15 protein-coding genes and 3 tRNA genes are annotated in these 16,002 nt (G+C 61.7%); 8 read left to right on the top strand and 10 right to left on the bottom strand.

Going from position 1 to position 16,002, the window contains the following annotated elements:
* The 6 genes from AC1RRC_RS28040 to AC1RRC_RS28065 all read left to right on the top strand — a co-directional run bounded on the left by AC1RRC_RS28040 (position 1) and on the right by AC1RRC_RS28065 (position 7,407).
* A tRNA-Leu gene (locus AC1RRC_RS28040) sits at positions 1 to 77 on the top strand.
* A 159-nt stretch (positions 78 to 236) separates the two neighbouring features.
* On the top strand, positions 237 to 2,435 hold the full coding sequence (locus AC1RRC_RS28045) for an ATP-binding protein (protein WP_493058926.1): 2,199 nt from the start codon (positions 237 to 239) through the stop codon (positions 2,433 to 2,435).
* Positions 2,436 to 2,442: 7 nt separating this feature from the next.
* Positions 2,443 to 2,637 carry a hypothetical protein gene (locus AC1RRC_RS28050; protein WP_493058928.1) on the top strand — a complete coding sequence of 65 codons (195 nt, stop codon included), beginning with the start codon at positions 2,443 to 2,445 and terminating at the stop codon, positions 2,635 to 2,637.
* 100 nt (positions 2,638 to 2,737) lie between these two features.
* Positions 2,738 to 3,274, top strand: a complete 537-nt coding sequence (locus AC1RRC_RS28055) for a phasin family protein (protein ID WP_493058929.1) — start codon at positions 2,738 to 2,740, stop codon at positions 3,272 to 3,274.
* A gap of 99 nt (positions 3,275 to 3,373) precedes the next feature.
* Positions 3,374 to 5,032 carry a VRR-NUC domain-containing protein gene (locus tag AC1RRC_RS28060; RefSeq protein ID WP_493058930.1) on the top strand — a complete coding sequence of 553 codons (1,659 nt, stop codon included), beginning with the start codon at positions 3,374 to 3,376 and terminating at the stop codon, positions 5,030 to 5,032.
* Positions 5,029 to 7,407, top strand: coding sequence for an ATP-dependent DNA helicase (locus AC1RRC_RS28065; protein ID WP_493058931.1), 2,379 nt, complete (start codon positions 5,029 to 5,031; stop codon positions 7,405 to 7,407). The genes AC1RRC_RS28060 and AC1RRC_RS28065 overlap by 4 nt, the downstream gene beginning before the upstream one ends.
* Here the strand turns inward: AC1RRC_RS28065 and AC1RRC_RS28070 are convergent.
* The 7 genes from AC1RRC_RS28070 to AC1RRC_RS28100 all read right to left on the bottom strand — a co-directional run bounded on the left by AC1RRC_RS28070 (position 7,404) and on the right by AC1RRC_RS28100 (position 12,554).
* The gene (locus AC1RRC_RS28070) at positions 7,404 to 8,024 is read right to left on the bottom strand and encodes a hypothetical protein (protein WP_493058932.1); all 621 of its coding nucleotides are present in this window, start codon (positions 8,022 to 8,024) and stop codon (positions 7,404 to 7,406) included. The two genes, AC1RRC_RS28065 and AC1RRC_RS28070, sit on opposite strands and share 4 nt — an antisense overlap.
* Entirely contained in the window at positions 8,021 to 8,782 is a 762-nt protein-coding gene (locus AC1RRC_RS28075) for a LytR/AlgR family response regulator transcription factor (protein WP_493058933.1), read from the bottom strand. Before AC1RRC_RS28075 ends, AC1RRC_RS28070 begins: the two co-directional genes overlap by 4 nt.
* Before the next feature lies 1 nt (position 8,783).
* Positions 8,784 to 9,869 carry a sensor histidine kinase gene (locus AC1RRC_RS28080; protein WP_493058935.1) on the bottom strand — a complete coding sequence of 362 codons (1,086 nt, stop codon included), beginning with the start codon at positions 9,867 to 9,869 and terminating at the stop codon, positions 8,784 to 8,786.
* Positions 9,870 to 9,881: 12 nt separating this feature from the next.
* The gene (locus AC1RRC_RS28085; RefSeq protein ID WP_493058936.1) at positions 9,882 to 10,598 is read right to left on the bottom strand and encodes a LiaF transmembrane domain-containing protein; all 717 of its coding nucleotides are present in this window, start codon (positions 10,596 to 10,598) and stop codon (positions 9,882 to 9,884) included.
* 11 nt (positions 10,599 to 10,609) lie between these two features.
* Entirely contained in the window at positions 10,610 to 10,966 is a 357-nt protein-coding gene (locus AC1RRC_RS28090; protein ID WP_493058938.1) for a LiaI-LiaF-like domain-containing protein, read from the bottom strand.
* Positions 10,967 to 11,201: 235 nt separating this feature from the next.
* Positions 11,202 to 11,360: a hypothetical protein gene (locus AC1RRC_RS28095; RefSeq protein WP_493058939.1), complete on the bottom strand. Its 159-nt coding sequence runs from the start codon at positions 11,358 to 11,360 to the stop codon at positions 11,202 to 11,204.
* Between the two features lie 312 nt (positions 11,361 to 11,672).
* Entirely contained in the window at positions 11,673 to 12,554 is an 882-nt protein-coding gene (locus tag AC1RRC_RS28100) for a LysR substrate-binding domain-containing protein (RefSeq protein ID WP_493058940.1), read from the bottom strand.
* A 272-nt stretch (positions 12,555 to 12,826) separates the two neighbouring features.
* On the opposite strand from AC1RRC_RS28100, the gene AC1RRC_RS28105 reads away from it, so the two are divergent.
* Complete coding sequence (locus AC1RRC_RS28105; RefSeq protein WP_493058941.1) at positions 12,827 to 13,378, top strand: FxDxF family PEP-CTERM protein; 552 nt, start codon at positions 12,827 to 12,829, stop codon at positions 13,376 to 13,378.
* Between the two features lie 249 nt (positions 13,379 to 13,627).
* Positions 13,628 to 14,683 carry a type II asparaginase gene (locus tag AC1RRC_RS28110; protein ID WP_493058943.1) on the top strand — a complete coding sequence of 352 codons (1,056 nt, stop codon included), beginning with the start codon at positions 13,628 to 13,630 and terminating at the stop codon, positions 14,681 to 14,683.
* 42 nt (positions 14,684 to 14,725) lie between these two features.
* On the opposite strand, the gene AC1RRC_RS28115 is transcribed toward AC1RRC_RS28110, so the two are convergent.
* From AC1RRC_RS28115 to AC1RRC_RS28125, 3 genes are all read right to left on the bottom strand, one after another.
* Entirely contained in the window at positions 14,726 to 15,541 is an 816-nt protein-coding gene (locus AC1RRC_RS28115) for a substrate-binding periplasmic protein (RefSeq protein WP_493058946.1), read from the bottom strand.
* 190 nt (positions 15,542 to 15,731) lie between these two features.
* Positions 15,732 to 15,808: transfer RNA gene (locus AC1RRC_RS28120), tRNA-Arg, on the bottom strand.
* A 100-nt stretch (positions 15,809 to 15,908) separates the two neighbouring features.
* Positions 15,909 to 15,985: transfer RNA gene (locus AC1RRC_RS28125), tRNA-Pro, on the bottom strand.
* Between the last annotated feature and the right edge of the window lie 17 nt (positions 15,986 to 16,002).

Genomic DNA, 16,002 nt, shown 5'->3' on the forward strand with positions numbered 1-16,002 from the left:
GGCGGAATTGGTAGACGCGCATGGTTCAGGTCCATGTGCCGCGAGGTGTGGGGGTTCGAGTCCCTCCGTGGGCACCACAGAATTCCGCAAAGAACGCCGCAAACTTGTGAAAGTTTGCGGCGTTTTGCATTTGACGATTGTCGCTTCCCCCGCCCTCCTCATTTGCAAGTGTGTTGTTACCGCACAGCACCTTGTACTACACTGGGCTAACTCACCGTTCCCCGGATTCCCCCTCAATGGCGTTGACCCAGCCGCAAACCATCTTGATCGTTTCAGGCGCCGCCTACGATATCGCGGCGCTGGAGGCAGCGCTGGCCGAATACGGTTTCCGCGTCCAGGTCGTCAACCGGGGGGATTCCGCCCTGGCCGCCGTGCGCGAGGGCGGCATTTCCCTGGTACTGGTGGAAGCGGCATTGGCCGGCAGCGCCAGCTTTGAACTGGTGCAACGCCTGCTGGCCGGCGCCGACCAAGGCAAGCTCCCGGTATTGATGATGTCGCCGTCACTGTCCGACGATGAACACAAGCGCGCGCTCGAAGCGGGCGCCAGCGGCTATCTGCAATTGCCGCAATCGGTCGACGAAGTGGTGGAACAAGTGCTGGTGGAATTGACGGTGCGCCACGCCTGGCCGACCCGTCCCGGTTCCTCCAAGCTCGATGCCGAAGCGCTGGAAGTCAATTATTTCTCGATGATGCTGTCCACGCCGGACAGCGTCATGCTATTCGACGCGGAACACGGCCACCCGGTCGCCATCAACGCCAGCGCCGAACGCATGCTGGGCCGCACCAGCACGGAATTGCGCGCACTGCGGCTGGAAGACCTGTGCCCCTTACTACAGCCGGACGGCACGCCATCCGACCAGGCCGTCCAGGATTTGATCCGCCGCGTGCTGGCCGGTGAAGTCCGGGTGTTCCAGGTCACGTTCCAGCACAGCAGCGGGCGCCGCATCGATTGCGACCTGCGCCTGGTGATGCTGAACAAGGATGGCCGGCGCCTGTACCATATGCGCATGGTCGATGTGACGGGCCACAAGCTGGCCGAGGCGCTGCGCTTTGGCCAGAATAAATTGCTGGAAATGATCGCGCGCGGCGCGCCCCTGCAGCAAACGCTGGACAGCCTGATGCTCTTGATCGAATCGCAATCGCCCGGCGTGATGTGCTCGACCCTGCTGCTCGATCCCGATGGCCAGACCATGCACATCGGTTCCGCACCCAGCCTGCCGCCGGAATACATGGCGGCAATCGAAGGCGTCAAGATCGGCCCGGGCGTCGGGTCCTGCGGCACCGCGATGTTCCGCAAGGAAGGCGTGATCGTCAGCGACATCGCCACCGATCCGCTGTGGCAGCCCTACGCCGCGCTGGCGCAGCAGTTCGGCCTGCGGGCCTGCTGGTCGATGCCGATCCTGCTGGACCAGGACACGGTACTGGGCACGTTCGCCATGTATTACCGTGAACCGCGCAGCCCCGGTCCGGACGATTTGCGCCTGACGGGTGTCGCGACCCACCTGGCCGGCATTGCGATTGCCCGCACCCGCCATGAAAATGAATTGCTGCGGCACCGGGGCCACCTGGAAGAACTGGTGGAAGCCCGCACGGCGGACATGCGGCGCGCGATGGATGCGGCGGAACAGGCCAACCAGGAATTGCAAAAGGCACTGGAAAACCTGCGCATGACGCAGGATGAACTGGTGCGGCGCGACAAGCTGGCCGCGCTGGGCGCCCTGGTGTCCGGCGTGGCCCATGAATTGAACACGCCGATCGGCAATAGCCTGATGGTGGCCAGCACCATGGTCGAGCGCACCCGCGCCCTGCGCACCAGCACGGAAACCGGCACGCTGCGGCGCTCCGCGCTGGACGCGTACCTGCTGCAAGCGCAGGAAGCCGACGACATCGTGGTGCGCAACCTGCGCCGCGCCGCCAACCTGGTGCAGAGTTTCAAGCAAATCGCGGTCGATACCGACAGTGCGCAGCGCCGCCGCTTTTTCCTCGATAACTTCATTTCCGAGCTGGTGCTGCCGCTGCATGCCATGGTCAAGCACACGCAAGTCCAGGTGCAACAGGACATCCCGTACCATTTCGACATGGACAGCTATCCCGGCCAGCTGGGCCAAGTGATCCAGGTGCTGTTTGAAAACAGTATCACGCACGGATTTGCCGGCCGCAGCGGCGGGCACATCAAAATTGCCGCGCACCGGCTGGAAGACAACACCGCGCAACTGACGTTTGAAGACGATGGCGGCGGCATCCTGCAAGAACATGTGAGCCGCATTTTCGACCCGTTCTTCACCACGCGCCTGGGCGCCGGCGGTTCCGGCCTGGGCTTGCACGTGGCGCACAATATCGTCACCGGCGTGTTGGGTGGACGCATCGACGTGCACAGCACGCCGGGCGTGGGCACCCGCTTTACCCTGTTGCTGCCGTCGTCCGCCCCGCTATAATCATTCCATGAAAATCCTGCTTGCCCTCCTCCTGTCCGGCGCCTGTGCGCTGCTGGCGGCCGAACCGGCCCCGTGGTACTGGTGGGTCAGCAAGCTCGATGGCGCCCGGGTCTGTTCGCAAACGCCGCTGGGTCCCGGCTGGGACCGGATACCCCGTCCTTATAAAGATAGCCGTTGCGAAAAATTAGCAATTGCCAAATAATGGGTTCACCACAAGACTTTGCAGCAAGTTCCAACCCTGATATGTGGATGCCCGGCCTGAAGGCCTGGCACCCATAGTCTACATAACATGAGGAGAGCCAATGTTTACGAGTCCTGAGCAATTCGCCGCCACCACCAAGGCCCTGTTTGAATTCCAGCTGGAGACCTTCAATACACTGGCCAGCAAAACCGTGCAGGGCGTCGAGCAAGTGGTGGCATTGAACATGGCCACCGCGAAATCCAGCCTGGAAGACCAGCTGGCCGCCGGCAAAGACTTGAGCCTGGCGCGCGATCCCAAAGCGGTGCTGGCCGTGGCCGCCTCGAAAGTCCAGCCCGGCATGACCAATGCCCGCGAATACCACGAGCAACTGGGCGGCATCATTACTGACATCCGCGATGAATTCAACCGCGCGGCCGACGCCCACATGACGGAAGCCAAAACCACCCTGTCCGCGCTGATCCATGACGTGACAAAAAACGTCCGCCCCGGCTCGGATAACGCCGTGCAAATCGTGAAAACCGCGATTGATCACGCATTTGCCGGCTATGAACAGGTGACCACGGCGGCCCGCCAGGCCGTCACCACCGTGGAAGCACAAATCGCCAAAGCGTCCGCGCAAGTCACCGATCCTCAATAATTTCCCCGGGGGCGGCCCGCGCCGCCCCTCTCCCCGCTGTTCAACCAGTCCCATCCGCGCTACACTACTGTATAAAAATACAGCTGGCGGCGCGCATCGATGGTCAAGGTACTGGAAAACCCGTTTTATTATCTGGATAACTTCCAGCAAGTCTTGCAGTGGATTGCCACCCGCTATGACGACTTGCTCGATGTGGCCGAGCGTTCCTTCCTGGCGCAATTTGCCACCCTGCCCCAGCCATCGCGCGCACTGTTTGTCCGGATGGCCATGCGCAAGGGCGTGCTGTTCCGCGCGTCCAAACTGGACTACCCGGAAATCGGCGACACCGCCACGGCGTGCGCGCCACTGGCGGCGCTGGGCTGGATCGATACCGCACCGCTGCTGACGCTCGATGAGGTGTTTGCTGTCTTGCAAAAACCGGAACTGGCGCAACTGTTTGCCTTCAGAGGGGCGGACAAATCCGCGCGCAAGGCCGACCAGCTGGAAGCGCTGCGCGAGCGCTATCCCGATGCGCTGCCGCTGGCCGGCTGGGCTGCCCTGACCACGGGCGCGGCGCCAGCGGACGTGATTTACCACATGCTGATGCAACCGCTGTGCGACCGCCTGCGGCTGGTCTTCTTTGGCAACTTCCACCAGGACTGGTCGGAATTCGTCCTGTCCGACCTTGGCATTTACCAGTACGAACAAGTCGACTTCCCGCCCTCGGCCCGGGGTTTCCGCAGCCGCGCCGATATCGATGCGTATCTGGCCCTGCATGCGTGCCGCGAACGCTTTGCCAATGGCGAGCCGGCGCAGGGCGTGCTGCGCGACCTGCCGCCGGCCGGCGACAATGAATGGCTGGCCAGCCGCCGCCACCGGCTGCAATTCCACATGGCGCAGCATCTGGAAAAACAGCGGGACTGGCCGGGCGCGCTGGCGCTGTACCGCGATTGCCCGTATCCCGGCGCGCGCGCCCGCGCCATCCGCGTGCTGGAAAAAAGCGACGCGGCCGGGGAAGCGTTTGCGCTGCTGCGCCTGGCCATGGCGGCGCCGGAAAGCGACGCCGAACGCCAGCAATTGCTGCGCATGGCGCCACGGTTGCGGCGCAAGCTGGGCCATCCGAAGGAAGCCGCCGTTCCGGCCGCGCCGGTGGTGCGGCTGGACTTGGCGCTGCCCATGCCCGCCGAAGACTGGTGGGTCGAAGGCGTGGTGCGCGACCACCTGGCCGAAGACGTGTCGCCGGTGTATTACGTGGAAAACGCGCTGGCCAATTCGCTGTTCGGCCTGCTGTGCTGGGACGCGATCTTCACGCCGATTCCCGGCGCCTTCTTCCACCCGTTCCACCACGGCCCGGCGGATTTGCATGCCGCCGATTTCCATGCGCGCCGCGCCAGCCAGTTTGCCGCCTGCCTGGCGCAGCTCGACGATAGCGATGGCCGGTACCGCGACACCATTCGCCGCAATTTTGCCGCCAAGTTCAACATCCAGTCGCCGTTCGTGTATTGGAGCGCGCTCGACGCCACCTTGCTGGAACTGGCGCTGGCCTGCATCCCTGCCGCGCATTTGAAACTGTGGTGTGAACGCATCCTGGCCGATGTGCAGGCCAACCGCAGCGGTTTTCCGGACCTGATCCAGTTCTGGCCTGAAGAGCGCCGCTACCACATGATCGAAGTGAAAGGCCCCGGCGACCGGCTGCAGGATAACCAGTTGCGCTGGATCGCCTATTGCGCCGAGCACGCAATGCCAATCACGGTCTGTTACCTGCAATGGGCTGCATGACTTATCACGTTGCCGTACGGGCGCTGTGCGAATTCACCGCCAAGGCCGGCGACCTGGATTTGCGCTTCACGCCCGCGCCGACCGCGCAAGAAGGCATTGCCGGCCATGCGGTGGTTGCCTCGCGCCGTGATGATGGCTATGAAAAGGAAGTCAGTCTGGCGGGCGAATATGGTCCGCTGCGCGTGCGCGGCCGCGCCGACGGCTATGACCCGGCCGCCAACCGGCTGGAAGAAATCAAAACCTACCGGGGCGACCTGGCACGCATGCCGGACAACCACCGCGCACTGCACTGGGCACAACTGAAGGTCTATGGCCATTTGCTGTGCGCCGCGCGTGGCCTGGCTCGTGTGCGGCTGGCGCTGGTGTATTTCGATATCGGCAGCCAGAAGGAAACCCTGGTCACAGAAGACGCCGAGGCGCCGGCATTGCAGGCGTTTTATGAACAGCAGTGCCGCGCCTTCCTGGCCTGGGCCGAACAGGAAATCGCGCACCGCGCCGCGCGCGACGCGGCGCTGAAAACCATGCGCTTCCCCCATGCCGGCTTCCGCCCCGGCCAGCGCCAGCTGGCCGAAGCCATGTACAAGGCCAGCACGCGCGGCTGCGGCTTGCTGGCGCAGGCGCCAACCGGGATCGGCAAGACCGTGGGCAGCCTGTTTCCCTTGCTGAAAGCCACGGCGGAACATGGCCTCGACAAGATTTTCTTTTTGGCCGCGAAAACCTCGGGCCGCGCCATGGCGCTCGACGCGGCGGCCACCCTGACGGGCATCGGCCGCTCGGCCCCCGTGAAAACCATCCCGATCGTCCCGCTGCGCACGCTGGAACTGGTGGCGCGCGATAAAGCCTGCGAACACCCGGATAAAGCGTGCCATGGCGAATCGTGCCCGCTGGCGCAGGGGTTTTATGACCGCCTGCCGGCCGCCCGTGCGGCGGCGCTTCGGGCCCACGCCATGCCGCCCAATGATCCAGGCACGGATGCGGCAGGGATTGCCGTCGCCGCGGCCTCGGACGCCGCCCCCCGTTACGCCGCCATGCTGGACCGCGACGCCGTGCGGGCCGTCGCGCTGGATCACCAGGTCTGCCCGTATTACCTGGCCAGCGAACTGGCGCGCTGGGCCGACGTGATCGTCGGCGACTATAACTATTACTTTGACGTCAGCGCCATGCTGTACAGCCTGACCGTGCAAAACAACTGGAAAGTCAGCGTGCTGGCCGACGAGGCCCACAACATGGTGTCGCGCACGCGCAAGATGTATTCGGCGGAACTGGAACACGCGCAACTGCGCCTGTTGCGCAAGACCGCTCCGGAATCGCTGAAAAAGGCGCTGGACCGCGTACACCGGCAATGGAACGCGCTGGAAAAGGAACAGCTGGCAAGCGGCCAGCCCGACTACCAGGTCTATAAAGAATTACCGGAAAAACTCACGGGCGCGCTGCAAACGGCCATCACCGCCATCGGCGAGTTTTATGCCGAGCACCCGGCCCATGCGGACAACGATTTACAGCATTTTTATTTTTACGGGATGGCCTTCATGCGGCTGGCGGAAAGCCATGGCGACCATTCGCTGTTCGACATGACCGTGGACGGCGCCGGGACGCGCGCCAATTCCACCCTGTGCCTGCGCAATATCGTGCCGGCCCCGTTCCTGAAGGCCCGTTTCGATGCGGCCCATACCACGGCGCTGTTTTCCGCCACCCTGAGTCCGTGGAACTACTACTGCGACACGCTGGGCATGCCGCCCGGGACCGCGTGGGTCGACGTGGAGTCGCCCTTCATCGCCGACCAGCTGGCGGTGCGCGTGGCCAGCCGCATCTCCACCCGCTACCAGCACCGCGACCGTTCACTGGCGCCGATCGCGGACTTGATGGGCGAACACTATGCGCGCCAGCCAGGCAATTACCTGGCCTTCTTCAGCAGCTTCGATTACATGGACAAGGCGGCGCGCGCCTTCAGCGAGCGCTATCCGGCCATCCCCGTGTGGCTGCAGGAGCGGCGCATGGATGAAGCGGCGCGCGACGCGTTTATTGCGCGTTTTACGGAAGACGGTTGCGGCATCGGCTTTGCCGTGCTGGGCGGCGCCTTTGGCGAGGGGGTGGATTTGCCGGGCGCGCGGCTGATCGGCGCGTTTATCGCCACCCTGGGACTGCCGCAACTGAATCCCGTCAACGAGCAGATCCGGCAGCGCATGGACACCATCTTTGGTTCCGGCTACGACTATACGTATTTGTATCCGGGCATGCAAAAGGTGGTGCAGGCGGCCGGGCGAGTGATCCGCACCGAGACCGACAAGGGCACGGTGTACCTGATCGATGACCGCTTTGCGCGGCCGGAAGTGAAGGCGCTGCTACCGGCGTGGTGGCACGTCGATGTCACCTAACACTTCACGTTCCAGGCGGTTAATTCGCGTCCCCGCTTACGCACCGTGACCCGCGCCTCCGAAGCCCGCTCGCTGAGATAGGTCAGCAACAGCATGCCGTCCTTGTCCCGGTCCAGCCCCACCAGCTTGAACGGCAACGCCCGGATCGGCGCGCACTGCGTATTCCCGGCAAACAGCAGCCGCGCCCCCTGCAGTACGGCGGCCTGCCCTTCCAGCACGGTCACGATATCGCGGTCCGCCAGCTCGTGGGACAACAGCACCCGCTGCGGCGAGACACCGCAATCGCTGGCCCGGTCCAGCCATGCATAGCGCCGCGTGGCGCCGGTTGCCCGCCACGCCCTGCCGTCATAAGCGTGGCCATGGCGCTGCGCGAAGCACAGCGACCATGCCGCGCGCTGCGGCTTGTCTTCGGTCCATGCCTCGATGCTCCAGCCTTGCACCGCCCCGCCACGCCGCAATTCGAACGCGGGACGCGCCACGCTGCCGGCCGGCGCCTGGTAATACGCGGCAAACGATTGCAGCTCGCCCTCATTGGGGGCGCGGGTCTCCTGCCCGGTGGCCATAGTGGCCGTGGCTGCGCAGGCCAGCGCCAGCGCCAATAAGCACATCTTCTTCATTGGATTACGCTACGCACTTTCTGATATCCGCTGCGGCTGATCGGCAACTTGCCGCCATCCTTCAAAATCGCCACGTGACTGTCCTTGCCCGCCTGTTCGATGCGCGCCAGGCATTCCAGGTTCAACAGGTACGAACGGTGGATGCGCAAGAACTTGTCGGCATCGAGCTGGCTTTCCAGGTCGGACAGGCGCTGGTTTTTCAGGTAGGACTTGCCCTCCGTATGGATTTGCACGTAATCGTCCTGGGCTTCGATGTAATCGATTTTCTCGCTGGCGATCACGTGGACTTTGGCGCCATCGCGGATCACGACCCGGACCAGCGGCTTGCCGCGCGCGGTGGCCGCGCGCGCCGCGTCGCGTACCACGTCTTGCGTCGCATCCTGCTGCGCCTTCGACGCATCGGCCTGCCCCAGGCTGGCGCGCACGTGATCGATGGCTTGGTCAAAGCGCTCCTGGCTGAAAGGTTTCAGCAAATAATCCAGCGCGCGGTATTCAAACGCCTTGATCGCATATTGGTCAAAGGCCGTGGCAAACATGATGCGGCATTTGCCCGCCACCAGTTCCGCCACTTCGAATCCATCGAGCTTGGGCATCTGGATGTCGAGGATGGCGAGGTCCGGTCCCAGTTCGGTAATGGCTTTCACGGCTTCAAAGCCGTTGGCGCATTCCGCCACCACTTCCACATCCGGGTGCGACTCCAGGTATTCGCGGACCACGCCGCGCGCCAGCATTTCGTCGTCCACTATGATGATGCGCATGTCACTCGTTTTCTCCACTGCTGCCCGCCGTCTGTGCCGGCAAGATCATTTCCACCACGAATACGCCATCGCGTGCGCCCCAGTGCACCGATGCTTCCGAGCCATAACTGCCCGCCAGGCGCTGGCGCACATTGGCCAATCCGATGCCGCTGCCTTCGCGCGGCGCCGGCATCTCGTCATCCATCGCATTATCCACCACGATGCGCAATTGTGAACCAGTATGGCGCGCGGCGACACGGATTTTTCCGCCCTCCGGCAAGCCCGCAATGCCATGCTTGACCGCGTTTTCCACCAGCGGCTGGATGATCATGGGCGGCACCATGCAGCTTTCGGCTGCGGGTTCGATCGATTCTTCCAGCTGCAGGCGTTCGCCGAAACGTACTTTTTCCACCGCCAGGAAATGCCGTATCAGCTGCATTTCCTGCGCCAGCGGGATCGCGGTGTGCTCCGCCACGCCCAGGCTGAGGCGAAAAAAACCCGCCAGCTGCAAAGTCATTTCGCGCGCGCCTTTCGGGTTTTGCGACGTCAGTGCGCTGATGGAGTTGAGGCTGTTGAACAGGAAGTGCGGATCGATCTGGGTGCGCAGCATGCGCAGTTCCGCTTCCCTGGCGGCGAGCCGCGATTGCAGTTCGCGCTGCTGGGCGCTGGCGGCCCGTTCGGATTCCGTGGCCAGGTAATTGACCGCTGCCAGTAAACCGTACAGCAGCACGCCCAGGCCGAACAACACCGCCCGCATGGGCGGCGTGTACGCGATACCTGCCCATGGCGCATCAAGCCACAGGCACAGCGCATTCCAGCCGCCCAGCAGCGCGCTCCACAACAGCGCCGACACCACGGCGGAAGCGCCCAGCGCCGTCACCACACCGGCCAGGCTGCGCTGGGCCAGCGGGTAGGCCCGGCACAAATAGTACGCGGAAAAACCGGCGCCGACCCCGTACATCATGGTGGCGGGGACGGCGAAGATCATGGCGTTGAGCCACGGCGCCTCGAAGGCCGCCGCGATGGCGCCGCCGATCGCAATGCCCAGCAACAGCCAGGCCAGCAGGTACAGGGCGGCGCTGCGGCGGTTACCGGTGGGGGACAGCATCAGTACCGGACATCAGTTGCGCACATCGACGCCGCCCATCAGCGCCACGCCGCGGATGATCAGGCGCTTGCTGTTATCGCGCGGCGCGCCGGTCTTCTCGCTGAAACCGCCCAGCAGCGGCGTCCCTTCCAGGCTGACGGTCCAGTCATCCGGCACCTTGATTTCAATCCCGCCCCACATGGTAAATACGTTCAACACGGCTTCCCCCTGCATCGACGCCTGGCGCAAGTCCAACTGGCAGCCGCCCATGATGGCGGTAATTTCGCCGCCACGGAAGTCCGGCGTATACACGCGGCGCTCGATACCACCGAGCAGCGCGGTCAGGCGCACAAAGCTGTCCTGGCCGGCATCCTTGTCCGACAAGCCACCGGCGGTTTCCTTGCGTTCGCGGGTCGATTTGAAAACCACCAGCAAGCCTGCGGCGATCATCAGCAGGGGCGCCAGCACGCGCCAGCTGACATAGATAAAGCCCAGTCCTTTGAGCAGTAAAACCGCCCCCAGCGCGATAAAAATGCCGCCCGCCGCGCGGCCGCCGCTGGACGTGCTCTGCATGAATTTCAGCACACCGGCCAGGATGAAAATCACTGGCCACAACTGGAACGCATAATCGAATTCGACGATGCCCAGGTTATCGAGCAAGAACAGCATGCCGACGGCGATGACGCCGAGGCCGACCACCATTTGCCCCGTGGCGCTGCCGCCGCTTTTACCGCATTGATTGTTGTCCATATCGTTCTCCCTTATTCCTGATGACCCAGGCGTTTTTCCAGCACCGGCTTCAGCGCCACTTGGACACCCCACATGATGATCAGGATCGGCCAGCTGTTGTGGAAGCCCATGCCCCACAGGTGCTCGATCGACACATAAAACCAGGCGGCGAAGCCGATGCACGACAAGCCGCTCAACACCAGCTTCGGCGTGGTGGGCGGCACCAGGTTCGACAAGCCTGCAATCACCAGGAATACCGGCCAGTAGTGCCACAGGTGGCCGATGTCCAGCTGGCCGGTGCGGTCCAGCAGGAACACCACGCCGGTGGCGATGATCACGCCGCCCCAGACCATTTGATTGCGCCAGTTTTGCGTCGCTGCCTGTTTCATGTTGATCTCCTTGATGTGCGGGTTCGGTATGGACGTAACAATACCGGGCCGCCCCGGCCGGCGAAACAGGGAATCGGTGAATGGCGGAAGACGACCGGTGAATGGCGAAGTTTTCAGCGAACGGCGGAACGGCGCCAATGAATGCGGGGAAGAGGCCGCCGCCACAAACAGCGAGGGCCCGGGCTGGAACAGCGCGGGCCCTCGGGGGCGGGAGAGTTGTGCTTGGGACTGGCGCTCAGGAGCGGCCGCCGTTCATTTTTTGATCGAACGCCATCAAGCCCCAGCCCAACTGGCGGCGGATTTCTTCCGGTGTGGGTGGCGGTTTGACTTCCTGCGAGCGGCGTTCCAGGTACTCTCGTACGACATACTTCGATGGGTGGTTAGTCTGTGCCATGATAGCCTCCGTTTTTTTATTCGACCCTGGCTGGCTGGCGCTTTGCGCCTGGCCTGCCCCCAGCAGTGAGATTGGTGCCGGTCCTCGAGGCGGCCGGCAAGCCTGCGGATTGGAAGCTGCGCTGCGCTGACTGTTTATTGACCGCTGCGCTATTCATCAATCACGCAAGGCCAGTGTATTCCCGGGGTCATGACGGGACCGTACGGTGCCGCACACTGTACGTGGCGGTTGCTGCGAAAACGTAAAAAATGGTGTAGGAATAGATCCTGTCGTATTGCGTGACCTTTCTTACAGCAGCAATGACAGCGGCAATTACAGCTTCTGCTGCAGGAACTCCAGGAAGCAGGAAATGCGGCGCGCCAACTGGGTGTTGCGGTAGTAGACCGCGTGGATTTGCTGGCGATACCCGGTCGAACAATCTTCCAGCAAGGGCACCAGGCGGCCCGCCGCGATATCGCCGCGCGTCATGAAATCGGCCAGGCACGCGATGCCCTGACCGGCCAGCGCCAGTTGGCGCAAGGTCTCGCCGCTCGACGCCGCCAGCGCGGGCATGATGTGCAGCGTGTTGCCGGCGGCATGGCGCAGCGGCCACTGGTTGCCGGCGTCATATTGAACAAAGCCGAGCAGGCTGTGCTGTGACAGGGCTTCCGGCGTGGCGGGAGCGCCGTGCCGCGCCAGGTAGCCGGGACTGGCCAGCACATGCAGCGGGCTGGCGGACAGCCGCCGCGCATGCAAGGTCGAATCCGCCAACGCGCCGATGCGGATGGCGATATCCGTGCGATGCTCGATCAAGTCGGCAATCTGGTCGTTGCTGGTCAACTCGAGACGGATGCCTGGATACAGGGCGCGAAATTCCGCCACGTGGGGCACCACACAATGCAGCATGAACGGCGACGCGGCGTCGACACACAGGCGGCCCGCTGGTTGCTGGCGGCGCATGCGGATGGTTTCTTCCGCCGCCGCCATGCCGGCCAGGATGGCGCGCGCATGCTGCAGCAATAACTGCCCCTCTTCCGTCAAATCCATGCGCCGGGTGGTGCGCGTCAGCAGGCTGGCGCCCAGTTTTTCTTCAAGACGGCCCAGCGCGCGGCTGACACCGGACGTGGTTTGGCCCAGGTGGGCCGCGGCGGCGCTCAGCGAACCGCTGTCGATGACGGCGACAAATGTTTTCAGGTCGTCTGAATGCAGGTCCACGGGTTGGGTCGGATGGCGGCAAGGATGATGGAGGCAACGATTATATAGAGGTTCAGCGGCCGCCTTTGCCGTTACAAGCCATGGATGAAAATTCCAACCTTGGCCACACGCTGCATTGCAACACATTTCATTAATGAAGTAAAGCAGACTCAGCCTTATGATATATTGCCAATGTTGGTAGATAGGAAAACTTGCTGAATAGACAAAACTGTGATGGGGATTGCAGTTTTCCGTCTGCCGGCAATGTTTGATTATCCAGAAGGGGTATCACAATGAAGAAAGTCATCTTCAGCACGGCGACCGCCCTGCTGTTGTCCGCCGGCATGCTTGCAACGCCGGTGACAATGGCGGATGTGCTGGTTTTCGACGGAGCGGGCAATGCCACCTACGGCGTCTCACACGCCGACCCGGGCGCCTATTCCGACGAATTCCTGTTCAAGGTCGCCACTGAGAGCCAGGGTTGGGCCAGCGGCACTGCCATTGCAGGCAAGACGCTTGCTGGACTCAGCCGTCTCTTCAACTACGGCATCACCGGAGTGGAGTTTTTCCGCATGAATGCCGACAGTTCCCGCAGCATCCTGGGTACTGGCACTACTACCGGCAATTCGGTCGAGTTTTTCCCGGCCGACACGCTGACTGCAGGAAACTATGGCTTTGTCATTCATGGCCAGACTTCGCTCGATGGTTTGGGCGGTTCTTATGCAGGCAACTTGAACCTGGTTACCGCACCGGTACCGGAACCAGCAAGCTACGGCATGCTGGCAGCCGGCCTGGGCATGCTGGCGTTCACGGCCCGCCGCAGCAAGAGCCACAAGCTGCATTGAATTCCTGCTTGCGCATCTGGTGGCGGCCACGGTTTTCCGTGGCCGCTCACTGGTTTTTCCCGGACTTCCCCGGATTTTCCAATCTCTGATACGCCTTTATTTCCCGGATTTCCGAGTATCAGACAGCTTTGTCGCATTTTAATATGTTCGGTTTTTTCCTTATTTCTTCAGCATGCATTGTTTGCTACTATCGCGGCTCAATTCGCCCAAAAGGAGGAAACAATGTTTCAACATAAGACAGCCCGTTTGATGGCTGCAGTAATCGGCACGGTTATCTTTGCCACCGCGCAGGCGCAGGAAGCGTCCACGCAAAAACTCGCCAATGTCGCCATCCTGGCCACCGGCGGCACCATTGCCGGCAGCGGCGCCACGTCCACCACCACCGTCGGCTACACCGCCGCCACGGTCGGCGTCCAGCAATTGATCAATGCCGTGCCGGAACTGAAAAGCGCCGCCAATGTTACCGGCGAACAAGTGTTCCAGATCGCCAGCGAAAGCATGACCAATGACCACTGGCTGAAACTGGGCAAGCGCGTCAACGAATTGCTCACGCAAAACAATGTAGATGGCATTGTCATCACCCACGGTACCGATACACTGGAAGAAACCGCTTATTTCCTGAACCTGGTGGTCAAGAGCCGCAAGCCGGTGGTGCTGGTCGGGGCCATGCGCCCATCGACCGCCCTCTCGGCGGACGGTCCGATCAACCTGTATAACGCGGTGTTGCTGGCCGCCAACCCAGAATCCAACGGCAAGGGTGTGCTGGTATCGCTGGGCGACCAGATCCATGGCGCCCGTGACGTGACCAAGGCCAACACGTCGACGCCGGACGCGTTCCGCACGCCGGAACTGGGCATGCTCGGTTACATGCAAGGCAACAAGCCTTACTTCTATCACGTGTCCACCCGCAAGCATACGACGGACACGGAATTCGATATCAGCAAGCTGGAATCGCTGCCGCAAGTCGATATCGTGTACGGTTATGCCAACATGAATACCGTGGCACTGGATGCCTTTATTGCCGCAGGCGCCAAAGGCATTATCCATGCCGGCACCGGTGATGGCAGTGTCGCGGCCAAGGTCAAACCAGGCCTGACCGACGCCCGTAAAAAAGGCACGTTGATTGTGCGCTCGGCGCGCGTGGGTAACGGTATTGTTGCGCGCAACGGCGAAGCCAATGACGATCAATTGGACTTCGTGGTGTCGGATACGCTGAGCCCGCAAAAAGCCCGTATTTTGCTGATGCTGGCGCTGACCAAAACCAATAGCACCAAAGAAATTCAACGCATGTATTACGCTTATTAATAGCGATGCGATCATAAAAAAACCGGGCTCAGCCCGGTTTTTTTACATCTGGCGTTTGGCAATATCCTTGCATGCCTTCGGCGCGTCGGCCGGACGGAACTGGCAATCGAGCGGCAGGAAAAAATCCCGTGTGGTGCCAAATTCGCGCTGATAGCGTTCGATAATCTGGTCGATTTCTCCGGATGCATAGAGTGCCGCCACGCCGCGCTCAAAGGCATCGCGCTGGGCCTCCGAACGGAATGACAGCCAATAAAAATTCCCAGGGCCCAAGACATCGTGGAATGCCAATTCCCCTTCCCGGCTGCGCGCCTGCGGCATTTGCTGGCTCAGGTAATACAGGAAAATATCACGCTGGGAAATCAAGACATCGGTCCGGTTCAACAATAATCCGGCGGAAGGCATGGTCAAAGATTCACGATACTGCGGATTCTTGGCCATCGCGGCGTCATATTCGCGCCCCATGACTTTGCGCGCATTACCAAACCCGGTGACCCGGTATTTCCTTAATTCATCAATATGGCTTAATACTGGAATGCGGCTGCGCAGGGTAATCGCCATATTATGGAAATGCGTGACGGGCCAATGGCTCAGATAACCTGGCTGCTTATACTCGGGCTTCGCCAACGTGCTGACATCAACTTTTCCTTCGCGCAATTGCTGCTCGAACCGGACGTTGGGCAAATAGATAAAATCCGTGGCAATGTGCTGGGTTGCAAAGGCGGCGCGTAATACGTCGACCAGCAAGCCCGTTTGCTGGCCCGGCATGACAAAGGGCGCAATCACGCTTTGCAAACCGATTTTCAAGGTGGCCGGCGATGCGCCCTCTTCGGCACTGGCACTGCCCGCCAATATGGCCAAGGCACATGCCGCCAGCGTAGTTCGGTACCCGATAGGCCTCATTGGACTCCCCGCAGGAATGTTGACCAATTCTAACCTTTTATACCAATTACCGGCACGATCAAGCTGGAATTTGGCATAAAATGGCTGAAAAACTACGCAAACCAGCGCGAATCATTAAAAAACAGGGGGAGTTCAGCAGTATGGGGAATGGCCTGCCCAGCAGGAATCGAACCTGCGACCCTCGGCTTAGAAGGCCGATGCTCTATCCAACTGAGCTATGGGCAGACGGGGTAAATAATCCGGAAGCAGATTATTTAAGAAAAAGTTAAGAGGTGGGGCGAAAAAAAACGGGTGGTCTTTCGACGAACCCGTTTCTTTAAGTATTTGGTCGGAGTACAAGGATTCGAACCTTGGACCCTCTGGTCCCAAACCAGATGCGCTACCGGGCTGCGCTACACTCCGATGACGCCATTATATCC

It is taken from the genome of Pseudoduganella sp. GW821-FHT12E03 (assembly GCF_058807115.1).

Bases quoted from the DNA above. Each gene is read 5' to 3' on its own strand.
- AC1RRC_RS28045 (WP_493058926.1), top strand. From the start codon at position 237: ATGGCGTTGACCCAGCCGCAAACCATCTTGATCGTTTCAGGCGCCGCC.
- AC1RRC_RS28050 (WP_493058928.1), top strand. From the start codon at position 2,443: ATGAAAATCCTGCTTGCCCTCCTCCTGTCCGGCGCCTGTGCGCTGCTG.
- AC1RRC_RS28055 (WP_493058929.1), top strand. From the start codon at position 2,738: ATGTTTACGAGTCCTGAGCAATTCGCCGCCACCACCAAGGCCCTGTTT.
- AC1RRC_RS28060 (WP_493058930.1), top strand. From the start codon at position 3,374: ATGGTCAAGGTACTGGAAAACCCGTTTTATTATCTGGATAACTTCCAG.
- AC1RRC_RS28065 (WP_493058931.1), top strand. From the start codon at position 5,029: ATGACTTATCACGTTGCCGTACGGGCGCTGTGCGAATTCACCGCCAAG.
- AC1RRC_RS28070 (WP_493058932.1), bottom strand. From the start codon at position 8,024: ATGAAGAAGATGTGCTTATTGGCGCTGGCGCTGGCCTGCGCAGCCACG.
- AC1RRC_RS28075 (WP_493058933.1), bottom strand. From the start codon at position 8,782: ATGCGCATCATCATAGTGGACGACGAAATGCTGGCGCGCGGCGTGGTC.
- AC1RRC_RS28080 (WP_493058935.1), bottom strand. From the start codon at position 9,869: ATGCTGTCCCCCACCGGTAACCGCCGCAGCGCCGCCCTGTACCTGCTG.
- AC1RRC_RS28085 (WP_493058936.1), bottom strand. From the start codon at position 10,598: ATGGACAACAATCAATGCGGTAAAAGCGGCGGCAGCGCCACGGGGCAA.
- AC1RRC_RS28090 (WP_493058938.1), bottom strand. From the start codon at position 10,966: ATGAAACAGGCAGCGACGCAAAACTGGCGCAATCAAATGGTCTGGGGC.
- AC1RRC_RS28095 (WP_493058939.1), bottom strand. From the start codon at position 11,360: ATGGCACAGACTAACCACCCATCGAAGTATGTCGTACGAGAGTACCTG.
- AC1RRC_RS28105 (WP_493058941.1), top strand. From the start codon at position 12,827: ATGAAGAAAGTCATCTTCAGCACGGCGACCGCCCTGCTGTTGTCCGCC.
- AC1RRC_RS28110 (WP_493058943.1), top strand. From the start codon at position 13,628: ATGGCTGCAGTAATCGGCACGGTTATCTTTGCCACCGCGCAGGCGCAG.